General features: G+C 45.4%; 25 protein-coding genes and 1 pseudogene. 14 read left to right on the forward strand and 12 right to left on the reverse strand.

Features of this window, described 5'->3' with window-relative positions:
* Complete coding sequence (locus tag IPL83_03095; GenBank protein MBK9038143.1) at positions 1 to 1,437, reverse strand: class I SAM-dependent methyltransferase; 1,437 nt, start codon at positions 1,435 to 1,437, stop codon at positions 1 to 3.
* A gap of 237 nt (positions 1,438 to 1,674) precedes the next feature.
* Between IPL83_03095 and IPL83_03100 the strand changes: the two genes are divergently transcribed.
* Positions 1,675 to 2,598 carry a PHB depolymerase family esterase gene (locus tag IPL83_03100; protein ID MBK9038144.1) on the forward strand — a complete coding sequence of 308 codons (924 nt, stop codon included), beginning with the start codon at positions 1,675 to 1,677 and terminating at the stop codon, positions 2,596 to 2,598.
* A gap of 44 nt (positions 2,599 to 2,642) precedes the next feature.
* On the opposite strand, the gene IPL83_03105 is transcribed toward IPL83_03100, so the two are convergent.
* Positions 2,643 to 3,551 (reverse strand): hypothetical protein, encoded by a 909-nt coding sequence (locus IPL83_03105; protein ID MBK9038145.1) that lies wholly within the window; start codon positions 3,549 to 3,551, stop codon positions 2,643 to 2,645.
* A gap of 204 nt (positions 3,552 to 3,755) precedes the next feature.
* Between IPL83_03105 and IPL83_03110 the strand changes: the two genes are divergently transcribed.
* The 11 genes from IPL83_03110 (at position 3,756) to IPL83_03160 (ending at position 14,442) form a co-directional block, all read left to right on the forward strand.
* Positions 3,756 to 4,340, forward strand: coding sequence for a DUF177 domain-containing protein (locus IPL83_03110; protein ID MBK9038146.1), 585 nt, complete (start codon positions 3,756 to 3,758; stop codon positions 4,338 to 4,340).
* Positions 4,341 to 4,436: 96 nt separating this feature from the next.
* A complete protein-coding gene (gene rpmF, locus IPL83_03115) occupies positions 4,437 to 4,616 on the forward strand; it encodes a 50S ribosomal protein L32 (protein MBK9038147.1) in 180 nt (59 codons plus the stop codon).
* A 35-nt stretch (positions 4,617 to 4,651) separates the two neighbouring features.
* A complete protein-coding gene (locus IPL83_03120) occupies positions 4,652 to 5,653 on the forward strand; it encodes a ketoacyl-ACP synthase III (GenBank protein MBK9038148.1) in 1,002 nt (333 codons plus the stop codon).
* A 3-nt stretch (positions 5,654 to 5,656) separates the two neighbouring features.
* Positions 5,657 to 6,622 carry an ACP S-malonyltransferase gene (gene fabD / locus IPL83_03125; GenBank protein MBK9038149.1) on the forward strand — a complete coding sequence of 322 codons (966 nt, stop codon included), beginning with the start codon at positions 5,657 to 5,659 and terminating at the stop codon, positions 6,620 to 6,622.
* Between the two features lie 23 nt (positions 6,623 to 6,645).
* A complete protein-coding gene (gene fabG / locus IPL83_03130) occupies positions 6,646 to 7,383 on the forward strand; it encodes a 3-oxoacyl-[acyl-carrier-protein] reductase (protein MBK9038150.1) in 738 nt (245 codons plus the stop codon).
* Between the two features lie 68 nt (positions 7,384 to 7,451).
* Positions 7,452 to 7,688, forward strand: a complete 237-nt coding sequence (acpP, locus tag IPL83_03135; GenBank protein ID MBK9038151.1) for an acyl carrier protein — start codon at positions 7,452 to 7,454, stop codon at positions 7,686 to 7,688.
* Positions 7,689 to 7,820: 132 nt separating this feature from the next.
* Positions 7,821 to 9,098: a beta-ketoacyl-ACP synthase II gene (gene fabF / locus IPL83_03140; GenBank protein ID MBK9038152.1), complete on the forward strand. Its 1,278-nt coding sequence runs from the start codon at positions 7,821 to 7,823 to the stop codon at positions 9,096 to 9,098.
* Between the two features lie 82 nt (positions 9,099 to 9,180).
* Positions 9,181 to 9,585 carry an RpiB/LacA/LacB family sugar-phosphate isomerase gene (locus IPL83_03145; protein ID MBK9038153.1) on the forward strand — a complete coding sequence of 135 codons (405 nt, stop codon included), beginning with the start codon at positions 9,181 to 9,183 and terminating at the stop codon, positions 9,583 to 9,585.
* Positions 9,586 to 9,609: 24 nt separating this feature from the next.
* Positions 9,610 to 10,842, forward strand: a complete 1,233-nt coding sequence (locus tag IPL83_03150) for a serine hydroxymethyltransferase (GenBank protein ID MBK9038154.1) — start codon at positions 9,610 to 9,612, stop codon at positions 10,840 to 10,842.
* Between the two features lie 88 nt (positions 10,843 to 10,930).
* Positions 10,931 to 11,497 (forward strand): M23 family metallopeptidase, encoded by a 567-nt coding sequence (locus tag IPL83_03155; GenBank protein ID MBK9038155.1) that lies wholly within the window; start codon positions 10,931 to 10,933, stop codon positions 11,495 to 11,497.
* A 140-nt stretch (positions 11,498 to 11,637) separates the two neighbouring features.
* Positions 11,638 to 14,442 carry an insulinase family protein gene (locus IPL83_03160; protein ID MBK9038156.1) on the forward strand — a complete coding sequence of 935 codons (2,805 nt, stop codon included), beginning with the start codon at positions 11,638 to 11,640 and terminating at the stop codon, positions 14,440 to 14,442.
* Positions 14,443 to 14,467: 25 nt separating this feature from the next.
* On the opposite strand, the gene IPL83_03165 is transcribed toward IPL83_03160, so the two are convergent.
* A complete protein-coding gene (locus IPL83_03165) occupies positions 14,468 to 16,024 on the reverse strand; it encodes a hypothetical protein (GenBank protein MBK9038157.1) in 1,557 nt (518 codons plus the stop codon).
* Between the two features lie 385 nt (positions 16,025 to 16,409).
* Between IPL83_03165 and IPL83_03170 the strand changes: the two genes are divergently transcribed.
* Positions 16,410 to 17,027 carry a hypothetical protein gene (locus IPL83_03170; protein MBK9038158.1) on the forward strand — a complete coding sequence of 206 codons (618 nt, stop codon included), beginning with the start codon at positions 16,410 to 16,412 and terminating at the stop codon, positions 17,025 to 17,027.
* On the opposite strand, the gene IPL83_03175 is transcribed toward IPL83_03170, so the two are convergent.
* The 9 genes and pseudogenes from IPL83_03175 to IPL83_03215 all read right to left on the reverse strand — a co-directional run bounded on the left by IPL83_03175 (position 16,952) and on the right by IPL83_03215 (position 22,698).
* The gene (locus tag IPL83_03175; protein MBK9038159.1) at positions 16,952 to 17,329 is read right to left on the reverse strand and encodes a hypothetical protein; all 378 of its coding nucleotides are present in this window, start codon (positions 17,327 to 17,329) and stop codon (positions 16,952 to 16,954) included. The two genes, IPL83_03170 and IPL83_03175, sit on opposite strands and share 76 nt — an antisense overlap.
* Positions 17,326 to 17,985 (reverse strand): annotated as a pseudogene (locus IPL83_03180) (penicillin acylase family protein). Before IPL83_03180 ends, IPL83_03175 begins: the two are co-directional and overlap by 4 nt.
* The gene (locus tag IPL83_03185; GenBank protein ID MBK9038160.1) at positions 17,963 to 18,199 is read right to left on the reverse strand and encodes a penicillin acylase family protein; all 237 of its coding nucleotides are present in this window, start codon (positions 18,197 to 18,199) and stop codon (positions 17,963 to 17,965) included. The pseudogene IPL83_03180 and the gene IPL83_03185 overlap by 23 nt, the downstream one beginning before the upstream one ends.
* Positions 18,108 to 19,028: a penicillin acylase family protein gene (locus tag IPL83_03190; GenBank protein MBK9038161.1), complete on the reverse strand. Its 921-nt coding sequence runs from the start codon at positions 19,026 to 19,028 to the stop codon at positions 18,108 to 18,110. The genes IPL83_03185 and IPL83_03190 overlap by 92 nt, the downstream gene beginning before the upstream one ends.
* On the reverse strand, positions 19,000 to 19,428 hold the full coding sequence (locus IPL83_03195; GenBank protein MBK9038162.1) for a penicillin acylase family protein: 429 nt from the start codon (positions 19,426 to 19,428) through the stop codon (positions 19,000 to 19,002). Before IPL83_03195 ends, IPL83_03190 begins: the two co-directional genes overlap by 29 nt.
* A 232-nt stretch (positions 19,429 to 19,660) precedes the next feature.
* Positions 19,661 to 20,167 carry a hypothetical protein gene (locus IPL83_03200; GenBank protein MBK9038163.1) on the reverse strand — a complete coding sequence of 169 codons (507 nt, stop codon included), beginning with the start codon at positions 20,165 to 20,167 and terminating at the stop codon, positions 19,661 to 19,663.
* A gap of 734 nt (positions 20,168 to 20,901) precedes the next feature.
* On the reverse strand, positions 20,902 to 21,330 hold the full coding sequence (locus tag IPL83_03205; GenBank protein MBK9038164.1) for a CBS domain-containing protein: 429 nt from the start codon (positions 21,328 to 21,330) through the stop codon (positions 20,902 to 20,904).
* Positions 21,331 to 21,461: 131 nt separating this feature from the next.
* Positions 21,462 to 21,728 carry a hypothetical protein gene (locus IPL83_03210; GenBank protein MBK9038165.1) on the reverse strand — a complete coding sequence of 89 codons (267 nt, stop codon included), beginning with the start codon at positions 21,726 to 21,728 and terminating at the stop codon, positions 21,462 to 21,464.
* 16 nt (positions 21,729 to 21,744) lie between these two features.
* Positions 21,745 to 22,698 carry a M20/M25/M40 family metallo-hydrolase gene (locus IPL83_03215; GenBank protein MBK9038166.1) on the reverse strand — a complete coding sequence of 318 codons (954 nt, stop codon included), beginning with the start codon at positions 22,696 to 22,698 and terminating at the stop codon, positions 21,745 to 21,747.
* Positions 22,699 to 22,977: 279 nt separating this feature from the next.
* On the opposite strand from IPL83_03215, the gene IPL83_03220 reads away from it, so the two are divergent.
* Complete coding sequence (locus IPL83_03220) at positions 22,978 to 23,463, forward strand: hypothetical protein (GenBank protein MBK9038167.1); 486 nt, start codon at positions 22,978 to 22,980, stop codon at positions 23,461 to 23,463.
* Positions 23,464 to 24,390 lie beyond the last annotated feature (927 nt).

Consider the following 24,390-nt stretch of genomic DNA (forward strand, 5'->3'; position numbering starts at 1 on the left):
TTAAGCTTTCCTTATAACACAAAAAAGGTTGATGCCCAGATTTTCAGACTCAATACTGAGTTTTCCTCCGATGTTTTCAAAAAGGGACTGCAAGTCATTAGATGACCGATAAATAAGGTGCCAATCAAGGGCCAGATCCATAATCACTTCATTTGGATTGGCTAAATTAAAATTGCCAATGATCAGTGATCCACCAGATCGAAGTGACTTGAACAACTTGACTGCTGCCAACTGTGCAACTGGATCAGACAAATAGTCAAAAAGCCCTGCGCAATAAATAATATCGTAATCGCCCCCTTCAATGCCTCGGGCAATCACATTCTTCATTGCCTTGTGAATAAAGTGAAACGAAAATTGGTGAGGGTGTCCGAGCCCAACTTCCTTGATTGATCGTTGCGCATACTTCAAAGCACCTTTGTCTTGATCAAGTAGATCAACGTGAAGAGATCTGTTATTAAATTCCTTCACTTCAGAAATCAACTTAACCCATTCTCGCGACGGCCCACAAGCAACGGAAAGAATTCGGAGTTCTTCGTTCGATCTGTCTCTGAGAATGTTGCTAATCTTAAGTGTCAAGTAATCAGCTCTGTTCCGAACGGCTTGAGCGGCCGGCTCCCTTACGCTGTAATACTGAAGACAACGGGCGAACAAGGAGTTTCCTATGTTCTCCGATCTATAGATGAGGTTCATCATTTCAAAATCACCCGCATATCCCAAGGGTTTATGATAAACACGGTGAGCAAAGGGCGATTGATGAATCAATCCACATAACTTGCTGCGAAACAATTCAACCAATACTTTTCGCGATTCTGCCGGGAGATCTACGAGAGGCTCTGCCAGCCGCTGATAGTGTTTTGGAAATTCCTCGCCTATGTATGTCCCGATGATTGGTATCAAAGTGTTTTCGAATTCTGCCATACGCCGCCCATCAAGCTCTTCGTTTGATTTTGTCAAAGAGTTCACCCGACTCTGAAGTTCCTCAAACCAATCTTTGAGTTGGTAAATAAGAAGCCTGGCTTTCTCCGGTATGACCTCAAGCTGTCTAAATCTCTGATCGTGAGCTTTCAGTATATCTTGCGCTTGACGAACAGCCTGAACTCGTTCGACGTGAATCGGCTCTCCCAGAACTTCAAAAGCCACCTTCACATTTCCATCTTCAAGCTCCTCACTTCGAGCGACCCTAAGGTGAAGATCTGCGACGACTACACCGTCAAAAATCAGTTGAGTTTCACGGTACTCGTTCGTCTCGGGAGTTTCTTTGTCAACGAGAATAGCTATTCCAAATGCGGAGAAATCCGTTACTTCATAGTAAGTTCCATTGATGACCAAGTAACAAATTTCATCATCGATAGAATAGCGATCCTGCCGAATGACATGCAGAGTCCGCGCAGACTGAATCGGGGAAACATCAATTTCATCATGAGCCGTTTTACTCATTGCAAAACCTCCTCGTCACAAGCACTTATCGGTAATTACTAGGTATTTACTTATATATATTTATTTGATTTGTGACACAATGAGACGACTTATTTCCTCATTAGACAGCAGCCAACTCTTGGGTAAACTCGACTGAGGTCAGTGTAATGGGTTGCACAGAAGTGTATGAGTCAATTTCTAGTGAAGTTCACTTTATTGAACTTCACTAGAAATTTGGTTTTGAGAGGAGGTTTTACTATGTCGCACAAGAAAATTGCGATTTTACAGTGGGCATTTCTTGGCATGCTTATCAGTTTGTCTTTAAAGATCTGGGGCCATGAGTTTCGTCCTGAATTGAGACAGAGCGGCCAAGGTCAGCCGAGTGAAAACGATCGCCTTTTTGTCCCCGAGCACTTAGCTGGAGACCAGCCCGAACTGTTGGTCGCACTTCATGGGTGCCTCCAATCCGCTGAGGAGTTCGAAAAGGGAGCTCAGCTCAATTCCATCGCCCAAAGACTGGGGTTCTTGGTGTTTTATCCACAACAAAAACCTCTTCGGGATCCTTTGGGTTGTTGGAAGTGGTTCGAACCCTCTAATCAAAGAGTTGGCCAGGGAGAACCAGATGAAATCATGAAAAAAATTGAGATCGTGAAGAGAAAATACTCAGTTGGAAAAGTTTTTTTGACCGGGATGTCTTCCGGAGGAGCCATGACTAGCATTCTTTTGGCCTGTTATCCTCAGTACTTTTCGGGAGGTGCCATTCACTCGGGGATACCCTATGGGATTGCGTCTAACAGGCAAGAGGGTACGGAAGTCATGAGGTCGGGTCCAATGGCAGCAAAAGGAAAAAATGAGGAATGCAATACCCAGACATTTGAAGGAAGAGTGATGGTCATTCATGGTCTCGGAGACAAAGTTGTTCATATAGAAAATTCTAGGAGAATTCAGGACGACTTTAGTCATCAATATGATTTTAGTGAAGAGAGGACGATTGAGGCCTCTGCGGGCAGACACTCTTATCGCTACAAGGACATCTACCTTGCCAACCAGCTACGCACTCGCTTGATTTTAGTTGATGGGCTTGGCCATGCCTGGAGCGGGGGCAATGGAAGTCTCCCTTTTAACGACGAGAGAGGCCCAAGCGCCGGAGCCTTGATGTGGGAGTTTTTTCATTTGAATTGAGTAAGTTCACTTTCGGTCACTTTGAATTGCGGTTTGCAGACAGGCTAGAATGCATATGAAAGAGCGAGAAAAGCTTCAAAAAATAGAATTTTTGGATCGCTGTTTGGAATGAGGCCGAGACGCAAATCAGGAACAATCCAGAGTGAGCCCGGAGCCGGAATGTTCCACCCAAGAGCGCCATAGGTCAAAGCATAGAACGAGGGCCCACTGTCTTCCACAGACAAGGGAATCCCATCATCAATGACAATTCTGGATTGATTTCCTTTTGCCACTTCAATTCCGCCTCCCCACCAAAAGGAATCCAATGGATCTGAGTAGAGCTTAGCTAAGACACCCGCCCCAACAAATTTTTGCTCGATTGTCAGCTGAGCTGGGCGAAGGGCATTTATGGCTCCTTTCAGTTTCGCTTCTCCTCCAAAATTGGTCGAACGAAAAGAAACATAGGGACGCAACATCATTTTCCGACTCCAAGGAATATCCATAAAGGCCGAAAAGAAAAATGTTGTGCTTTCCAAGCTTGAAATTTCATAGATATCCTGGCTTGATGTCGAAAAATTTCTGGCTCCTTGTTGCATATACGTGCCGACAAATGCGAGTCCTAAGGAGTATTTGTTCGTATAAATTCTTTTTCCTATCAAATTTCCGTCCACTCTTTCAGAAATGCTTGAGCGGGAGATGTCGCTGCTTAAGATATACCCTCCCCTCCTCTCGCCTTCAAAAGACACAAGAACCTTTCGGAATAGGCCATAAGTGTTGGGGGAGATAACGACCTTGTCTCCGCGGTTCAAATTCGTAATCTTGCGAGATTTAACAGAGGGCTTTTCGTAAACTGTAAGTTCTTCATGCACTTGAAGATCTAACACGGCACGGGCCTCTTCAGCTCCAAAAATGAAAAGGAGAAAGAATGTGACCACACCGAATGAAGTTTTGGTTAAATTCGTTCTCATTGACATTGAAAGCATGGCTCCTGGAATTACAAAACACTGCAGGCTCTGCCTATTTAAAGTAACAGATGGCATTTAGGGCTTCTGCCTTTTTGACATCACTGGACCTAAAAATCTGGTCTTCAGTCGAAAAAAGGAGGGAAACGAGATATCGGTCCACAAACCAAGTATTTTATTGACGCGGCAGCATAAAATAAATAGTGTGGCCGCCCTATGACTCGAACAAAAATAGCCCCTGTTATAATTCACCTGAAAGAGCTTCCTGACGAAGGTCAGACGTACTCTTTTACTCAAGAACATCGCGAAATGAAGGCCGCCCTTGCGGATCTCGTCCAAGACAATGCCTTTGAAATTCAGATCAATTTCCTGCCTTCAGGAGGAGTTTACCTTCTTTCGGGTTTCATCAAGGCCAAGATGAATCTGGCCTGTTATCGCTGCGCCATCGACTTCAAGCTTGATGTAAACGAGAAAATTAACGAGATCCTCGTCATTGAGGAGGAGAGACCGCGAGGGTCCCACTCGGCCCGAGTCAATCATTCTTCTGAATTGCAGCAAGACGCTCCTTCTGTTTCGTCAATTCCAACTGGAATTTTCAATATCGGTCCTCTTATCCATGAAATTATTGCCTTGGCCGAGCCCATTCAACCAAAGGCAAGAGTTGATTGCGATGATAGCTGCGAGAATCTCAAGGAGGCCTACGAGAAAGGCTGGCTGACAGGATCTGTCGAAGAGGACTCAAATGGCTCTCAGTCCCCTAATCCGTTCACCGTGTTAAAGGATTTAAAATTAAATCGTTGATTTTAGGCTCCATTTGGATAACTTATAGCGCCTTGAAATTTTGGTGGATGAACTGGGCCTAGAAAACACAAAGGCCCCTAACAGCAGGTAAATATTATGCCATGTCCAAAGAAAAAAACTTCACGCATGCGTAAGGGCCATCGGCGTTCTCACGACAAAGCGAAGCACTCAGCGGTTCATAACTGTCCCAACTGTGGAGCCATGTACCGTCCCCATAGAGTTTGCCACTCTTGTGGATACTACAAAGGCACCGAAGTCGTTGCGACTCAGGCCTAACGACAAAGTTAGTATTGTTCACGGGGAGGAACAGCATGGTAATAAGCTCGACTTATAGAACCCGCATAGCGGGTACCGGCTCCTATTTGCCCGAGAAACTATTAACTAACTTTGATTTAGAAAAGTGTGTTGACACGTCTGATTCTTGGATTCGGGAAAGGACGGGTATTGTCCATCGTCATATTGCAGCGAAGGGAGAATTCACAAGTGATCTCGCCTTTCAAGCATCAGTAAGAGCTCTAGAGATGGCCGAGATGAAGGCAAGCGATATTGATATGATCATTTTCGCAACGGTATCGCCTGATCAGGTTATGCCTAACACGGCCTGTGTCCTTCAGCAGAAGTTGGGAGCTCGGGACTGCATGGCGGTTGATATTTCAGCGGCCTGCTCAGGTTTTGTTTACGCCATGGCGATAGCGGATCAATTCATTCGAACGGGCCCGAATAAAACCGTTCTCGTTGTTGGCGCTGAAATACTTCATCCTTATGTGAACTATAAAGATCGTGACACCTGTATTCTTTTTGGAGATGCCGCGGGCGCAGCTATTTTGACTCGCGCAAACGAGAGTGATGATTCGACGATTTATAGTCATCACCTCCACGCTGACGGCTCGATCTCTGATCTTTTTGTGCTGCCTAGCGGAGGATCGGCCATGCCGTTTTCCCAAGAAGTCCTCGACAGCGGCTCTCACTACGTACGCATGAAGGGCCGTGAGATTTTCAAGAATGCCGTGCGCACAATGAGCCAGGCCTGCCAGGAGGCCCTCGAATTTAATAAAATGGATCCAAGCCAGGTCAGTTGGGTTATTCCTCACCAAGCCAATGTTCGAATCATTGAAGCCGTGGCTAAGCATTTTGGGATTCCTATGGAAAAGGTGATAGTCGAAATTGCAGATATGGGGAATACTTCTGCCGCCACGGTACCGGTGGCCTTCGATCGCGCTGTGCGGGATGGGCGAATCCAGCGTGGGCAGAACTTGCTATTTACAGCTTTCGGAGCAGGCATTACAAGTGGAAGCCTTTTAGCGAGGTTTTAAAAAATGTGGTCAGCAATTTATCCCGGACAGGGAAGCCAACATTCGGGCATGGGAAAATTTCTTTGGGATAATTTTCAGAAGGCCAAAGACGTTTTTGAAGAGGCCAGTGATTCAGTTGGTGTGAATTTTAAGCGACTTTGCTTTGAGGGAGCTGAGAGCGAATTGGCACTCACTCACAACACCCAACCCTCCTTGCTTATCGTGTCAGTTGCAAGCTATCGGGTTCTTCATTCTCTTACCGGAACTGGACCAGTGGCTGCCGCGGGACATTCAGTTGGAGAGTATGCGGCCCTTGTTTCGGCAGGTGCAGTTTCCTTTCCAGAGGCTGTTCGAGCCGTAAGGCAGCGGGGCGAATTCATGCAGTCAGCTGTGCCTGTGGGCCAGGGAGCGATGGTTGCGGTCATGGGTGTCACGCCTGACCAAGCGAAAGAGCTTTGCCTCTGGGTTCAAAGCAAATGTGATTCAAAGAATCTGGATCCAGCTAATTTTAACTGTCCTGGGCAAGTCGTTATCAGTGGCAGCAAATCATTGATAGATTGGCTGATTGCTAATTATTCAGATGAGGCCTTTGTTGAAAATAAACCTAAGCGAATCAAATTCATTCCTCTCAATGTTTCGGCCCCATTTCATAGCTCTCTCATGAAACCTGCTGAAGCGCAGATGAGAAATGTATTAGAGGGGATCACATTTTCTGACTCAGACTATCCGATTGTTCAAAATTTTTCTGCTGAAGCCACTAAAAATGGTCAGGTTTTGCGAGAAAATCTCATTCGCCAAATATCGGCTCCCGTGCGATGGGTAGAATGCATCGAAAAGCTTGTTCAAATGGGTGGACACCGGATGGTTGAAATGGGATGCGGGAAGGTTCTAACTGGTTTGGTTAAGAAAATTGACGGAAATAACATCGAGAGTTTTAACATCAACTCAATGATTGAACTGAATGCCTTGGAAAAGGCATTGCAGTCATAAAAGAGAAATAGGACGGAAATTCTATGAACCTAGAGGGAAAAACTGTATTGGTGACCGGAGGCAGTAGGGGTATTGGAGCTGGAATTGCGAGAACTTTGGCAACGGCAGGTGCTCGCGTTGCCATTACGTTTTCTTCTCGGCCAGATGCAGCCGAAGAGGTTCTCAAAGGTCTTCCCGCTCACAATCATCTGAGTTTGCAATTGGTTATTGCGAATGAAGACTCTGTGCATCGCTGTATAGATCAGTTGATGAGTACCTTTGAGCGACTCGATGGGGTCGTCAATAATGCAGGAGTTACCCGCGATCAGCTTTTACTGCGCATGAAAACTGAAGATTTTGATCAAGTGATAAATACAAATCTCCGCGGGACCTATTTAATTACAAAAAGTGTGATGAAACCAATGATTAAAGCCAGGGGCGGATCCATTGTTAATATCACGAGCGTCATAGGGCATTCTGGAAACGCAGGACAGGCAAACTATGCCGCCAGCAAAGCGGGTACCGAGGGATTTACTCGATCAGTTGCGCAAGAAGTCGCATCGCGTGGAATTCGGCTCAACTGTGTGGCGCCTGGATTTATTGTGACAGACATGACAGGGGCCTTAGACGATAAGCAAAAGGGTCAAATTTTGGATTCTATCCCGATGCGTCGCCTGGGTCAGACGGAAGATGTTGCACAGGCAGTTCTTTTCTTGCTCAGCGACTCGTCCTCCTATATGACCGGTCAAACTCTCCACGTAAATGGAGGGATGTACATGTGAAGAATGGTTTGTATTTGTATGTCTTTTTAACAGTGAATCAACAAAAGAAATAGAAGAAGGAGTATCAAATGGCTATTGAACCTAAGGTGAAAAAGATTATTGAAGAACAACTTGGAGTAGATCCAGAGAGAGTGAAGTTGGAAGCCTCTTTTATTGACGATCTCGGAGCAGACAGCTTGGATATCGTTGAGCTTGTCATGGCAATGGAAGAGGAATTTGAAATTGAGATTCCAGACGAAGATGCAGAGAAGCTAAAGACGGTTCAAGATGTCTGCAAGTATCTTGAAGGCAAGGGAATGGCCTAAAGCCAGCCCTGGATATGCTGGATATAATATTAGGTCGGAACTTTCTTGAGCGGATGCTCTGTAGTTAAGTCTAATTGAAGTGGGCGATTTTTTGATCGCCACTCCAAACACCCAAAACTAAAGGGGGAGCTTATGGCCTCGGGTGGAAATCGCTTTCGTCGCCCTGCACGGGAACAAAGACGCGTCGTAGTTACTGGTTTGTCATCGATAACCCCGCTTGGCAACACGGCCACCGAAACCTGGGAAGGCCTCATCAGTGGGCGTTCTGGAATTGGCTTGATTAGCTTTTTCGACACTTCTCAGTTTGATGTTAAGATCGGCGGGGAGGTTAAAAATTTTTCCGTTGATGATTATGTGCCAAAAAAAGAGCAAAAAAAGATGGATCGCTTCACTCATTTTGCAATTGCTGGTGCAAAGATGGCCCTGAAGGACTCCGGCTTGGAGATGACAGAGTCGATTGCGCTTAAGACAGGAGTTCTGACAGGGGTTGGAATCGGTGGGTTGCCTGTGATTGAAAGTTCACGAGACACCGTCGTGGCGCGTGGGCCCTCTCGCATTTCCCCATTTTTTATTCCAACAGTTATTTCCAACATGGCCGCGGGAAATATTTCAATTTTATTTGGGACAAAAGGGCCAAACTACACATTGACCTCGGCCTGTGCTTCTGGCGCTCACGCGATCGGCGAAGCCGCTGGGTATATCCGGAATGGTCAATGTGACGTCATGTTCGCCGGTGGCACAGAAGGAACGGTATGTCCCCTAGCTGTTGGTGGTTTTGCCGCAATGAAGGCGCTCTCTACGCGAAATGACCAGCCGAAGCTGGCCTCTCGTCCTTGGGATAAGGATCGAGATGGTTTTGTTTTGTCTGAAGGTTGCGGGATGTTTATCCTCGAGGAATACGAACATGCCTTGAAGCGAGGTGCACGAATTTACGGCGAGCTTCGAGGTTACGGATTTAGTTCAGATGGACACCATATGACCAATCCCATTGCGACTGGCTCTGGAGCCGCTCTTGCGATGGAAATGGCTATTAATGATGCTCAGATAAATAGGGATGAGATTGGGTACATCAATGCTCATGGAACCAGCACTCCAGCGGGAGATTTGGCTGAAACAGCAGGGATTAAGATGGTTTTTGGCGATCATTCAAAAAAACTTTGGGTGAGTAGTACCAAAAGTATGATTGGCCACACTTTGGGAGCTGCCGGAGCTATCGAAAGTGTTTTTGCCCTTCAGAGTCTCTATCATGGGATTGCACCTCCAACGATAAACCTAGAGAATCCAAGCCCGGAATGTGATCTTGATTTTGTTCCTCACACAGCGAGAGAGAAGCAACTTAATCACGTCATGAATAACAGTTTTGGATTTGGCGGAACTAATTCCAGTTTGATTTTCTCGCGACTCGATTGAATTGCGTGATAACACAACTTGTGAGTGAAAATGTCAGATAAAGAAGTACCATCTCTATTGATAGCTTGCGACCACGCAGGCTATCGACTTAAAAACTCACCTGATAAAGGCGTTTCCTCATATTGAGTGGATTGATCTGGGTGCCTTTGACGAAAACCGAGTGGACTACCCCGACTATGCATCAATTCTTTGTGAAAGGCTTTTAAATAGGCCTCAGTCAAAAGGGGTTTTGATTTGTGGCTCAGGACAGGGGATGTCCATGAGGGCTAATAAATACCCTCACATCCGGGCGGCTGTCGTTTGGTCTGAGGTCACGGTTAAGTTGGCTCGTGAACACAATGATGCGAACGTCATCTGCTTGGGCGCCCGACTGATCGAGCCAGCTCTCGCAGAGAACTTACTGCAATTCTTTTTGACAACAGCATTTGAGGGCGGACGACACACAGATCGAGTGAAGAAAATTGGTCAGCCCGTAAAAGTTAAATAAATAAGTAGAAGCAAGGGAGAGCCTATGTCTGAATTGAATGAATCAGATCCTCAGATTGCAGCAATTATCGCAGCAGAAATGCATCGTCAGCAAAATGGCCTGGAGATGATTGCAAGTGAGAACTACACATCTCGTGCCGTCATGGAAGCTCAGGGCTCTTGCCTGACCAACAAGTACGCCGAAGGCTATCCCGGAAAGCGCTACTATGGAGGCTGTGAAGAGGTCGATAAATCTGAGCAACTAGCAATAGATCGAGCCAAACAGCTTTTTGGCTGCGAGCATGCAAATGTTCAGCCTCATTCAGGGTCTCAAGCCAATATGGCTGTTTTTTTGGCAGCCGCTCAGGCGGGAGATACCATCTTGGGTATGGACCTATCCCACGGGGGACACCTCACACACGGCTGTCCTGTCAATTTTAGTGGCTTCCTCTTCAAGGCCACCCATTATGGGCTCGATTCAAAAACAGAGCTTCTTGATTACAACGAAATTCGCGACATCGCAAAGAAATGCCGACCCACTTTGCTTATTGCCGGTTACAGCGCTTACCCAAGAATCTTGGATTTTGCTAAGTTCCAGGAAATCGCCAGAGAAGTCGGAGCAAAACTCTTAGTTGATATGGCTCATTTCGCTGGATTGGTGGCTGGTGGAGTTCACCCCTCCCCTATTCCTTATGCTGATTACACGACGACAACAACGCACAAAACACTTCGTGGACCACGTGGCGGAATGATACTTTGTAGTGAGGACAATTCAAAAAGTATCAATAGTAAAATCTTTCCGGGCATTCAAGGAGGTCCTCTTGAGCACGTCATCGCTGCGAAGGCTGTGGCTTTTGGTGAAGCGCTGAAACCTGAATTCAAGTCTTACTGTGAAAGCGTTATTGAAAACGCAAAGGTTCTCGCTGAGACGCTCATGACTAGCGGTTTTAAGCTGGTCACAAATGGAACAGAAAATCATCTGATGCTCATCGACTTGTCTAGCAAAAATGTGACTGGAAAAGATGCGGAAAAGCTACTTGGTCAAGCTGGAATCACTGTCAACAAGAACACGGTCCCCAACGAGAAACGTTCACCTTTTGTTACCAGTGGAATTCGAATTGGAACTCCTGCCCTCACGACTCGGGGAATGAAAAAAGAAGAGATGAAAGCAATAGGAGGATGGATTGCAGACGTCCTGGACCATCCAACCGACGAATCCTTCACTACAAAAGTCCGAAACCAAATTCTTGAACTGTGTCAGCGATATCCGATATACTGAGCCGGTGTGTAATCCCTTTGGGTTGTTGTCATTTTTAATCCTCCCGCTGCTGCTCGTTTCTTGTTCTTCATTTGTGGGTCCAGGGGAGTTGACATCAACAGGGTCGACATCAGCTGCCGACGTGCAGCCCTACGACCTCCTCTTGCCTGAGTTCCAAGGTCCTTATCTCAGGCCCGGACCTCGCAATGGGGGCGGCCCCTTTTTTAGTGAGACCTTTTTGTTGGACTGGCCGGTTAATTCCGCCAAGCTCACTCAAAAATTTCGGCCTCCTTCAAATCTCAGTCACCAAGGAATTGATCTGTCTGGAAGAATGAACACTCCAATACTGGCGGCCCACAGTGGAATTGTGGTGTATGCCGGAGGTGGATTTAAAGGCTATGGCAAATTGATCATTATCGAATTTAATGATGAATGGGCAACGCTTTACGGTCACCTCAACCGCTTTCAAGTTAAAACTGGAGATTGGGTTTCCAAAGGGCAAGCAATTGGAAAGATGGGACGAACAGGACGGGTTTCGGGCGTTCATTTGCACTTTGAGTTGATCCATCGCAAACAGCCCATAGACCCGCTTTCCCTCCTTCGTTGGCAAGGAGAAGTTGCAGCTCATTTCTCAGATCGAAGCCTTCTCACAAATAGTTACGAGTCAAATGATTGAATGATTGTGTAGAGTCTACTCACATCAAAGATTAAAGTTATTATAAACTCCTGCATTATTTTTCCTACCAAATTTATTTGGCGTACCTTACCTTTCCACCTCCCTCGTTAATTCATCATTTCTTTAGAAGGAGCATCTTCGTGTTTACCCAACTTAGGATTTTTGTTCTTTTGAGCGTATCCTGCCTAGCTCTTCATGGCCGTGCCATGGAGAAAATATCTCCGAAATGCAGGACTGAGTTAACAAAGTTGAGAGAATTGAGAGAACAAAAAGATTCTCTCCGGCGGCGTGTTCTAAAATTACCCAATGGCCTCGTCATTATTTTATTTTCTGATCTCAAGGCAAGCAAATCCGCTGTGGCTCTTGCCGTGGGCAGTGGAAGTATGCAGGACCCTCAGGGGCGGCCGGGTAGCTTCCATTTTTTGGAGCACATGGTTTTCATCAATTCAAATGAGTATCCCGAAGTCGACGGATACTCGAGATACGTTCAAGGCAATGGTGGCATCTACAATGGCATGACTGGAATCAATTACACTGTCTATCCTGCTGATATTAAACCAGACAAGTTTCCTGAGGCATTGTCTCGCCTCAGTGCCTTCTTTCGCGATCCCAAATTGTCCGAAGAATACATAGGGAAAGAGCTCAACGCCGTTAATCAAGAATATCAAAACAACAAAAGCAAAGACTCAAGAAGACTGTGGCATATCACTCAAAAGATGATTGGGAAGGACCACCCCCTCGGACGGTCCTTCCAGGGAAATTCCCAGACCTTGGCTGATGTTCGCATGACTGATCTACGTGAACTCTTTGATACTCATTATGTATCTGGCAATTTGAAACTTGTTCTGGCGGGGCCTCAATCATTGGACGAACTGGAAACTTTGGCGACCCAGCATTTTGGTCCTCTGCCCAAACGAAAATTTCAACAGTTTCTCCTCCCGCCTCTGAAACTCAATTCACCCGGCATGATTCCTGTCGCAAGAGTCAAGAGTTTGACAGACAGAATACTCGGTCTTTCTTTTCGCCTGCCTCACGATAGTTCTGAGATCACCTCTTCGAACTCCCAAATCTTAGGAGATGCGATTAGAAAGCTCACCCCTGGTGGGTTTGCCCATCATTTAATCCAAGAGGGGTTGATAGAGTCGGTACTCGCCACGAATGAACCCCTCGCAGAGTCCGGAGATCTTTTTGAAATTGAGTTTAAGCTTTCTCCAGCTGGAGTCAGCCGATGGAAAGAGATTGTCGCTACAACACATGGCTTTTTGCTACAGCTCAGTCGCCAAGCCCTACCACATGAGTTTATCGCAAGTTCGAAGGAGATTGATACTTTTGATTATTTGCACAGTCGGAGTGTGTTAAACTTTGACTTTGCCTATCGGCAAGCAACTCTTGCCCTTTCTGTCCCGCCTGAATACACCTTAGAAGCGGGACATTTTCCCGTTCATCCTTCGGCTCGAAAGATCCAGCAAAGAGCCAGGCAAATGCTCGAGCCGAGCCGCTGGGCCATTGTGATATCAGATCCTGGCTTCACAGGTGATCTCAAATCTGATCATTATGACATCGAATATTCCCTCTCGGATTTACCGATCGACTCTCTGCTTCTGGCAGACACCGAGCCAACAAATTTTGTCCTTCCAGGGAAAAACCCTTTCTTTTCAAATGATCGAACTCCGTTAAAAGTGACGACGGCCCCCAGCAATGAATTGAGAGCAGGATCAAACCTCATTTATCGTCCTGAAGATTCATTCGAGCAGGCTAAGGTGGGCTTAAGGATTGAAGTTATCACTCCAGCTCCACAGAATGCGAGAGAAGTTGGGCTGTTGTTTCTGTCGAAAATTCTCGTTTCTGAATCTCTGTCAGCAAATACCCAAATGGCATGGGCAGCAGGTATCAATGCGGGATCCTCCACGCCTAATCTTGTTCCCATGGCCTCAAATCGAATGGACTTTGCCGCATTTGGCCCTCGGGCATCTCTCCCGCTTGTTCTCAACGAAATGAGCAATGCCATCAGACAACTGGACGTAACCCCGATTCGATTTTCTGTCCGGAAAGAAAGCTATTTGCATAAGCTTGACACTTCTGATCTTCAAGAGGCGAGCGACCAGGCTCGGTTTGAATGGTATTTGCGAGTCTTCTATGGTTTGACCATTGAGCAATTGGCCTCGGCTTTGCGTGAGATTACTTTTGAGGAGGTTGTCGCTAAGACAAGGGAATGGATGAAAAATTCTCATGCAAATGTTTTAGCTCACGGAGAACTATTGTCAGATGAAGCCAGGGCATGGAGTCAGGATTTTTTGCAGAATTCCTTGATTGCGCAGTCCAATGCCGCTGCACCCAAACTCGTGAAAACTCCTGCTCTTACTGCTGGTCAAGTGCAGCGCATGACCTCAACTCGACGTGGAGGAGGAGGTGTCGTGAGACTGGAAGCTGAGCTCGGAGGGACTCAAGAAATTGAGAAATGGGCTTCAGCAAAAATATTTATGACTTTTATCGGTCCAGCCTTTTTCAAGGAACTACGGACAGAGCAAGAGTGGGGTTATTCAGTGGGCGCAGCGCAGAAGTCCACAGCCCAAGGACTTTCTCTTCTTTTTTCGATACAAAGCACAAAAAATCTAGATGCTGTTGAGAAAGCTATGACAGACTGGATAAATGATCATGCCATACAAGATTTTAGTCAAATCTCAGATCAGGAATTCGAGGATTTCCGCAACGCAATGATTTACGAACTCGAACGCCCGCTTTCGTCCATGGAAGAAAGCATGGGAAGGCTGAGTTATTGGTTTGACCTCGACCTGCCCGATACGGTGAGAGGCAGTTTGTTAGCAAGCTTGAAATCACTGACGAAAGAAAGAGTGATTGAACTCATGAGCCAGGTATTGAAAGACAAAGTCAATGGATGGAGAATTTTCCGAATTGACCACAAGCTGGATGTGGGATTGGAATAAAGAAGGATCGCTGTCGACTAGAAACCTAGCGAGTCGCATCGGAGCCAGACGAGTTTTTTTGCGGGGAAGGAGTCACTTGCGGCCCTCCCGCCTCTTTGGCTCGTTTTGCCAGCGCCGAGCAAGCAAAAGTTTCCAGTGATTCATTCAACTCAAGTTTGCGGCAGTTCTTCTCTCCAAACCTTGCTCCAACCCAATGTGCTTCTTGTGACCATTCAAAATCTACTTCCCAGGTCTCCATAACGGCAATTGCGTCAAGGCAACGATCTTTGGTCCACTTCTCATCGCACTCAGGGGTTGTAACACGAGATGACAAATGCTGGAGGGGATTCGAATTCCAAACCCTATCATCGTCAAATTCAGGGCGACGAGCGCGATTGGGCAACCAAACTTCACCGACTCCAGGTAGAGTTGTTTTTCTGTACCATTTTTTCCAAAGCCTAGCAGCATCTCTGCGAGAGACTTTAGCCCAGATGTACTCGCGCCAGTATTTCATGCTTTTTTTTTCAAACTCATCCTTATCTTGCATATACAGAAGATCTTTGAGGTAAGTGTCAAATTCTGTTGCCAACCTGAGTTTGGAAGGATCTGTTTCTTTTTGTAATAAAATCAGAGAACGGATTTTTTCGTCTGAAAAATACTGCGGCGTGAGCGAATCCCAATTCTTGAGGTCGGAGGGAGGCTGGGTTTGTAGCCATTTCCCGCCCAACGACTTTGCTCGATAAAGTCTTGCCCCCGCGCGAGTCAGATTTGAACCAATAAAACTATATCCAGTCTCCTGCTTAAAAAGACAGCCAGTGGCTGCAGCTGCAAGTAAATGGTAATGTTTTGCAGGCAGAGAAGATAGTCCCCTGTTAGGTGCCTGCAATCTCCCGATTTTGGCTTTCAAATTGGGACTTATGTCGAGGTCAAAACCCAATGCTTTTGGAAGGTATAACGTCGAGTTTGCTAGACAGCCGAATCCGACGTGATTTGATTTTTTTTCATCTTCCAACCATTCCTTAATGCCTTCGGGGATATCCTGCCAAGATCTTTCGAAAAACTCTAATATTCTCACTTGGCGCTGTTTTAATCGACGAAAGGAAGGGTGATGAGCGCTCAGATGCGGCTTTTGGTAAATTGCATTATCGTGCCCGCACATCTTAATAATCGCAAAAGCTAAATTTGGGTTATTATCAGTGATCTCCATCAATTTGGTCCAGAGAAATCCAGATTTTTGATTTTTCCAGAAGCCCTTTCCCGCTTCTTCATCTAGCGACATTCCAAAGGGTGAATTCTTACCTCTTCGGTCAATATCGGACTTAGTTCGCAGCAAATCCTCCTTCATTAAATCTAGATAGAATTCCCCAGCTATCTCAGCCAAGCACGAGTTCTTATCCAATGTTTTTTGATTACTGACCTCAATACTCTCATTTGAGCCGGAATGGATCTGGGAAACTTCAGCCAGATAGGAAGAAAGTGTTCTTCTCAGATTTTCATCAGGAATAAATTTGAGAAACCGATCATAGGAATCCTCAAAGTCTTTATCGTCGCTTTGTCCATAGTCGCGACCATTTTCCACTGCATCAGATGCTGGCTCCCGCAATCCGGACCTCTTCCATGCCGACTCAACCATCGAAGAAAAGTAACTACCGTTTGGTAGCAACAGAAAAAGTAAAAGAATGAAAGCACTTAAAATTCTACTGCGGCCCGACATATTATCAGATCGGCAAACCTGATTGGGTCCTTAACGGAAAAAGTATATTAATTGAAAATTGAACAATTGTCGGCTTGTAATTGTAATTTATAAAACTGCACTTTGTCATTCTCATTTTGAGATCGTCCAAGTATCAAACAATTGACTCGTTTCTAATCAGAATTCAAGAGCCTTCAATATTAGACTCCATGTCATTTCAATTGGTTACAAAGATAACTTCCACTCGAATCGGGAACGATTATTGCGCTAAATAGATGTAAGTGGGGTGTGGGCAATGAAGTTCGGTATGGATCAGAGTGAAATTCCTTTTATTGGACCAGGATTTTTAAGAGGTGTTCTGCTGGCGGCTAGCACCATTTATTTTTCTTACTTTTCTCCATCTGTTGCTATTGGCGGGGAGATCTATTTCTACTCCGAGGGAGTCTGCTACAAGTCTAATGGTCGGGCCGCCTCAAACCATGAAGCCTGCGGATTTATGTTGAGCAAGGCTGACCGATATGAGTGGGACATGATAGAAAACCAATGCAAGAAAATAGATGTCTATGTTTCTAAACTGAATCCCGAATGGGAGCTTCGGAAACCTCGAAAAAAGGAAAAATATTCTTTAAGAGATTGTGGATATAGTGTGAGCAAGGATCAAGAAGAATCTTCATATAATTTAGCCAGTGGCTCATGCAAAAAAAACATCCTCCTTGTATCCCATTATGGCTTAGAAGATCGAATCCAACCCAATCGATCACCCGCAAATATTCGAGGATGTCAGCAAAACAAAGAGTTGATAGGAAACAAACGTTCTCATGTTCAAAATTCCTCAGCTCAAAAGACTTCTCTTTCAGCTTCAGCAAAATTGACAGGGCAAACATCAGCTGGAGTGAAAAGTCGTCGCAAATAGACCGCACAAAGCCCTGCAAAGGCGCCGTAGACTCCACCTATCGAACCCACCACCAAATACACTAACACAAAATGGGGCAAGCCAAGCAGAAGGGACAATCGGTGGCTTGTCGATAAGGCATTGTTAATATCAAAGTAGTGGGCCGCAATGACCCAGGCTGCAAAAACCCCCACAAAAGATCCAAGTAGTGTCTTGCGAGGAGAATTGGCAAACCAACCAAAGGCAAAGCAGATAAACCCGCAGAACCACCAAGGAAGAAATATCCCAGTAATCATGACTAAAATAACTAGAAAATAAATCATGTCGCTCCCCTCTTCGGTAAAAAGATAAGAATTTGACGAGAATCCCCTGCGAAATCTTCTGATTTGCGAAAAAATTTGAACGACCTCAAATGACCTTCAGACCAAGATTTTACAAAGCGCTGATAATCAGGATCAAATGGATTTCCAGTTACTCCACCAGGAAATGCTCCCAAACCCTTGGGCTGGGGTTCAAAGCTGACAACCATTTTCCAGGTCGGACCATGGTAACCTTTGTTCGAATTGACCGCATATTGGCTGCCACCCATAATAATATTTTCTGTGGCTCCCAAACCAGGAATGCGACTCAAATGATCGATCTTAGTTGGTCTCACTTTGCTCCACTCCCAATTTTGAAAATCACCTCCGAACTGATTTCTTAATTCTTCAACTGCATTTTTCAAAGCGAACTGAAGAAGACGAGAAATGTCCTCCTGCTCCAAAGTCAGCAAATTATCAACCCAACGACGATCTGGATGTTGATCGTTAGAGAGAATATTCTCCAGCAGCTTCAATGTTCGATCTCGAGAAGGATAGAGTTTTGCTTTTGAAAAACCAAAATCATCCTCCCAAAGTAGGGTTTCAAAATGTTTCCACCAAAACGAGAAGAGAGAAGATTGGACCGATTCAACACTGTCAAGAAAATCCCACTTCTTGAGTTTTTAAAAAATCGACAATTCGTTTGCCACGAAATGCTTCTGGGTAACTCCATCCCAGGTAACTGGATCCAGCTCGAGAGACAGGACGCTGATTCGCTGAATGAACAAAGCCTGATGTTGGATTAATTTCTTGAGGGGCTTCTTCGGAGGACAGCCAGCCCTGCCAGTTTTTCCTTGGAAAACCGTCCGTCGAGAATAAACTTACCCTGGCCATTTTGTCGCTTTGGCAGGCGCCCATTGTGTCTAATACTGATATTATTAGCGTCCGCACAAATAAAATTTTGAGCTGGAGATCTAAAATCGACAAGTGAGCTCAGACATTGCTGAAAGCTCTGAGACCGATTGAGATTCAGGAGTGCCTTCAGTTCGTTGCTCGACTCTTGTGCCACCCATCTCAGTGCCAGTCCAATCCTCCCCTCTCTGTGCACCACAGGGCCTAAATGCGTCCAGAGAATATCGATCTTACTTCTTTCTCCCTTCCCTCCCTTCGTTGTGATGTATTCAGAACTAATGATTGGATGAACCCATTGGCCGTCGGCCAGATAGTCTTCACTTGTTTCGTCACGAAACTCAATCTCATACCAGTCCATTACATCAGTAGAGGCGTTTGTTGTCGCCCAAGCAATTTTTTCGTTGTATCCGATAATTATGCCCGGAGCACCAGGTATCGTCACTCCATACACAGAAATACCAGGCGAACTTAGCTGCATTTCATACCAAATTGACGGCAGGCTATAAGATAAATGCGTATCATTGGCAAGCAAGGTATATCCAGATTTGGTCTTGGATCCATTGACTGCCCAGTTGTTGCTGCCGTTACCTGGAATCGGTTGAAACGAATCTGGAAAAGTTTTGAGAGAAGTCACAAATACTTTTTCCTTTGGCCCAGAAGGATGAAGAATGTTTTTCGTTCTCACCTTTGCAAAAGGAATCTCCAAAGAAAGATGTTCTGGAAATAGATTTTCGACACTTTCATGTCCATATTTTTGCAAATATCTCGTCAAAACCAAATCGTCACTGTAGCCCGAAAGACGAAAAGCCATGAGCTTCCAACAAGGCCGATATTTGCCGTGATGTCCACAGTCGAGGCCTTGTCCTCGTCAGAAAATATTCGATGGGATAATCATCCTCCGCAAGAGAGTTAATGTAAGCATTCACTCCTTCCACGTAGGATTTGGATGGTTGGCGAGTGATTGTATCACTGTTCAATTCCTTTTCAGCAGCGGCGATTGCCTGTCTCATCCCCAGCTTAACAAAATACTCGTCTATGGCTTTGGCTTTCTCACCTATCAACTCGGATAAGGATCCGTCAGCGACCCGTGACTGAAAATCCATCTGCCAGAGGCGATCTTTTGCTGTTATGTACCCTTGAACCCAATAGAGGTCTTCATCGCTTTGAGCCAATATATGAGGAATCCCAGCCGTATCATAGACCACTTGCACTTCGTTTCCGAAGAGCGGCATCTCGAATAGATAACGTTTTAAACCTCTGACTTTCTCCTCGCCAGATCCCTTGAAAAGGGAAGAATCTTCGCATCAAGGGTGGAATTGGCCCGACACCGAAGTGGCCAATAACAGTCAATCCAAGCACCAAAATAAAATAAAAACTTGCCCAAGCCCCTGCTTTGAGTCGCACCGAACTACCCCCAATAAAAATCGAAATGCCTTCATTTATCTATTTAGAAGGAATCCCCTTACCCTGAGCTAGGATGTCTTCCAGCTTTTTAAGCTCGGATTTAACGTCCTCAGGCATGGATGCTGAGCTTGGAAATCTCCATTCAAGATAGGTCCGGTATTCTCCCAAACAGCGAGGTGCCCAGGAAGAACGCGGAGCTAAACGAACGCACTCCTTGAGATACAAATCTCCAAGCAGTGCAAAAGAAGATTGACTAAGAATTCTTTCGGTTTTCCCGAGATAAAATAAAGTTTCAGCTTTTTCATCAGAATTTTTTGCCTTGAGGAAGTCCTCGTAAAGGAGTCCCGAAGATCTCAATAGATTCACAAGAAAGGGCTGGGAATCCGAAGGGCCGCGGTAACCCTCCATCTCGGAGAGCACTTTTAGAGCAAAGGAAGTTCGTTTTTTTCGATTCCAGTCGGCGCTTCTGTCTGACTTTTCCTGCTTCTCCCATTCTGCAAAAGACTTCTGCCACATCTCGACTTCGCGTCGCATACCGACTGGCAATTTTTTTATTCTTCAGATCTTCACCGAAATTGACAACTGCGAGAGAAGGATTTCTCCAAACCCTTGCGAAAACCAAAAGTTTCCGCAGGTAAACACCACGGATATCTTGAGAGACGAGGACGGTATGGGGAAATGAGCGAAGAAGATGATCATAAATATTCATGCTATATTCATAGCGTCGCGTAATAAAATAAAAGTCTGCAGTGATGAGGGCATTGGTTGCATCTTGAGCCTTAATATCCTGCTTCCAATCCAATTGAGGATCTCTCAGCTTGAGGCATCCGAGTGTGGCAGCTAAAACAAAATTCTGTCGACTGACGCACTCCATGGTAAGCTCTCTCGATTTCTCCTATGTCGAACAAGTTTCGCGTATCCGTCAAGTGTTGCAGGAACAGTCCAACCGTGGCAGCTTGATCTTCTCCATTAAAACCGGGACTATCTTTAATCTTTGTCAATCGAGACAGAAATATGCCTAAGGCAGACCTAACCTGCTCCTGATTTTCTTTGGATTTAAACGTGTCCAAGGATTTTATGATCGGTCGTATCTCAATGATCTTTTATAGAAGTCATGCATGACGGACCGGAGATCCTGATCAGCAGTGATGTTTTTCTCCTCGTCCTTTGATGAAGTGAATTTATCACTTTTGCCTGGAGGAGGACTCTGACCTGCATCCTTGGCCAGCGTATTCGTGAAACAAAGCACAATGCTCAGAAGGATAAAAGCAATTTTGACCTCATACAGCTAGTTTCTGATGATGTGTGAGATAGTCCTCTATATTCATAATCCGAAAATCATCTTCTGGGTCTGACAACAATTGACATAGAACATAAAGAGCATCAGTTCTTGTAAAAATACCACGAACTCCTCCCTTTAATCCTTTCACGAGCACACAACCATATTTATTTTTTGCCATCTCATTGACCACTTCCTTCAGAGTAGATCCGGAAGAGACAACATAGGGACTATCGCTCATGGCCTCTCGAACGCTGAATTTGTTGGTTCCCTTAATGGAAATTGATCGGTAAATATCCCTTTCGCTGAGAACGCCCACGATTTCATCTCCAACGACCACCGGCAGGTGTCTCATGCCCCAGCCACGCATGATTTCATGAGCATCAACAATTCCGACGTCTGGCGAAACAGTTACAGGGTGTGCCACCATTGAATCACCTATTTGATGAGTGCGTTTCATTGTTTGCCTCCATTGTTTTTGAAGAATTCAAGCGGTGAAAAAAACCTGGCCTCGCTATCTCAATAGCAAATATAATCTGACGAATGGAGTGAATCCGTCAACTATTTTGATCCAGCCATAGATACGGCAAATGCGACGGCCAGTTGAGAAAATTTTGTGGCATAGTCCTCTTTCATCGGACTGTCTGCCAAGTCATTTGCCGTGTGGATTCGATCAATACTCGCTTCGACATCGTCTTCAGCCGGCATGAACGAAGGATATCCATATTTGGTCCAACTGGCATGATCACTGCATGCGTAGCCGCAGGTCATGCTGTTCACAGTGAGGCCAAGATAATTTTTGGCTAAATCAGAGGCCAGCTTTGTCAATGCGGAACTTGTGAAATCATTTATAAAAAGAATATTTGGTTTTTCCTCGTGAAGAATACATGGCCATATCAATCTGCATGACACCCAATACACTTTTACTTGCATTCGCATAGGAGCGAGCGATTTCTTGACTTCCAACTAAACCCACTTCTTCGGCCGCGTAAGTATAAAATGCTATGGTCGCATCTGGATAGTAATTTCCATCCATCATTATTCTAAAGGCCTCAAGCAGTGAGGCAACTCCCGAAGCGTTGTCATCAGCGCCTGGCGCTATTGCCTCAGGATTATTTCTACTTCCCTGTCCATTTATTGAGTCTTGGTGTCCTCCTAACACAACGAATTTGCTTTTGTTGGCACCGGTCCCTCCGATCAATACTTCTACTGATTTCTGAGGGGTATTCTGATGACTCACTAATGTGACTTTCACGTCGGCCCGTCCGGCCGCCAGTTTTTGAAACTCTTGCTGGATCCATGCTGAGACGGCATTGTTGTTCGCAGAGAGGTGGTATCTCGTTGGCCACAATGAATTATCACTCATCTTAACCACCCAATTGCGGATGTTTTGCGGATTGGCTCTCGGCAAAAGCTCCTTAATAATTCGATCCTTTATTTCATCTGGTGACGGAGGAATTGGATCAACTGGAGGACCTCCTTGATTGCAATCGTTCGTCGCAAGCTTGGCTCTGACTTGAGCAACAGGACTGGAATCGTCGTCTTTTAATACGGCAAAAAATCCAGGACACCTGATGCGTTGGGTAGATTCGGACAACATGTGGGCTTCGTGAATCAGCTTGTCTAACTCATCTGGTGATACGAGTTTCGTCTGATTGCATGAAGCGCTAACCAATTTTGGTTCATAGACTTTTCCGCAATTATTGAACCACATCAAGGAGACTGTCAGTAACCCCAGAACTCCGTGTCGCCATCTTTTTCCGAGGATATTTCTCATATTCTTAATAACTACTTTCAAAAATTGCCTCTTTTATTTACTGCAGCTCATGCTCCTTATCGACAGAAAATGGACTCAAGTTGAGACTCTTGTTGAAATGGTAATTTAAATTTTAGATTCAATTTGCCTCAGTATTGATTCAGAATGAGACGTTTGATCGAAGAATTAATTTACAGTGTTAGCTATCTGACATGCCATTCAGTCTATACGAGCTTAGAATTTGTTTGCTGGCAGGAATATTGCTGCCAGCGTAAGGTGTAAGATTCCCCTCCAATTTGGAGTAATAGCCTATGACTGTACGTGCATTTTAATATTGTGCTTTGGTCCATCGTTGGACTCACTTTAACTTTTGGTTTCAACAACTGCGCGGAGCAGCGGTTTAGCACCGACAGATCTTCGGTGATAGCCATGCTCAACCAGAGTGGCGGCATTCTCATTAATCGTGGTGATGAATTTACTCAGTCCAAGGCCGTTTGGCTTGATATCGCAGCGGATGGGGCATCAGAGATGTACATTACAAATGACCCAACCTGCTCATCGGGCGGAGATTGGGAGAATTTGAAACCACTCATGCCTTGGGATTTAGAGAAGGAGAATAGTTTAACTTCAGTCTACGTGAAGTTCAAGACACGTGCAGGAGTTGAATCAGAGTGCCTCAGTGACGGTATTGTGCACGACAATGTAGGTCCTTCTGTTGCCTTTTTCTCGGGCTCCGGAATCCATTACGTCCAGTCGACAAGCACAATTCAGTATTTTGGCCAAAGATTCTCTCTCAGGACTATCTGAAATTGAGTGTGCCGGAATCGACAGTCTCGATTTTCAGCCTTGCTCTTCTCTCCGTTTCAAAGGCTATCCCGCAGGAAAATTCATACGTATTTAGTGTCAGAGCGAAAGACAGAGCCGGAAATATATCTGAAGCAATAAATCACTCTTGGCTCGTCGATTGGACTCCACCCATCGTCACTTTAAATGAGACGCCTCCTGTAGTTACCGGAAGCGACAGGCAAAGTTCACTCTTTCTGCGACAGACAATCTCGCTGGCGTGAAGGATATTTTGTGCTTCCAGCCCGTTACGAATCAAGAAGTTAGGCTGTAAAATGGCGCTTTGAGTTATCCGCTTTAACCGATGGAAATTACACAACAAGAATGAAGGCGATAGATAAGGCTGGAAATGCATCTGACTGGAAAGAATACAAATGGCGCGTGGACCTAACGGCCCCTCAATAACCCTGGTTTCAACTCCAAATCCTTTTGACAATCGTCTGTCGGCTAAATTTGAATTTGAGGGAAAGATGGTAACGATCCGGTCACGGCATTTAAGTGTCGAATCGATAGTGGCTCCTTTCAAGCTTGCAGTTCGGGGTCTAATTATCCAGTTTCGGCGGGCTCTCAAAATTCGAAGTTGTTGCCGTAGATGGAGGGGAAACACCTCTGTGCCGGCCGCTTATTCTTGGCTCGTTGACAATCAAGTTCCAACTGTCACCTGGATTAGCACTCCTGGGCAATATTCAACGGATCAGAACCCAAAACTTGTTCTCAGCGCCTCGACACAGGTGGTTCGGGCATTGATAAAGTCATTTGCAAACTGAATGGTGCCCCGATCGAATGCTCTAACAACACAATCGCACCAGCAAATCTGGCTGAAAATAGATACCAGGTTTCCGGTGACTGCTACAGACAAGGCCGGAAATTCATCAAGCCCATTGGCACATC

Source organism: Bdellovibrionales bacterium (assembly GCA_016716765.1).
Taxonomy (GTDB): Bacteria; Bdellovibrionota; Bdellovibrionia; order Bdellovibrionales; family UBA1609; genus JADJVA01.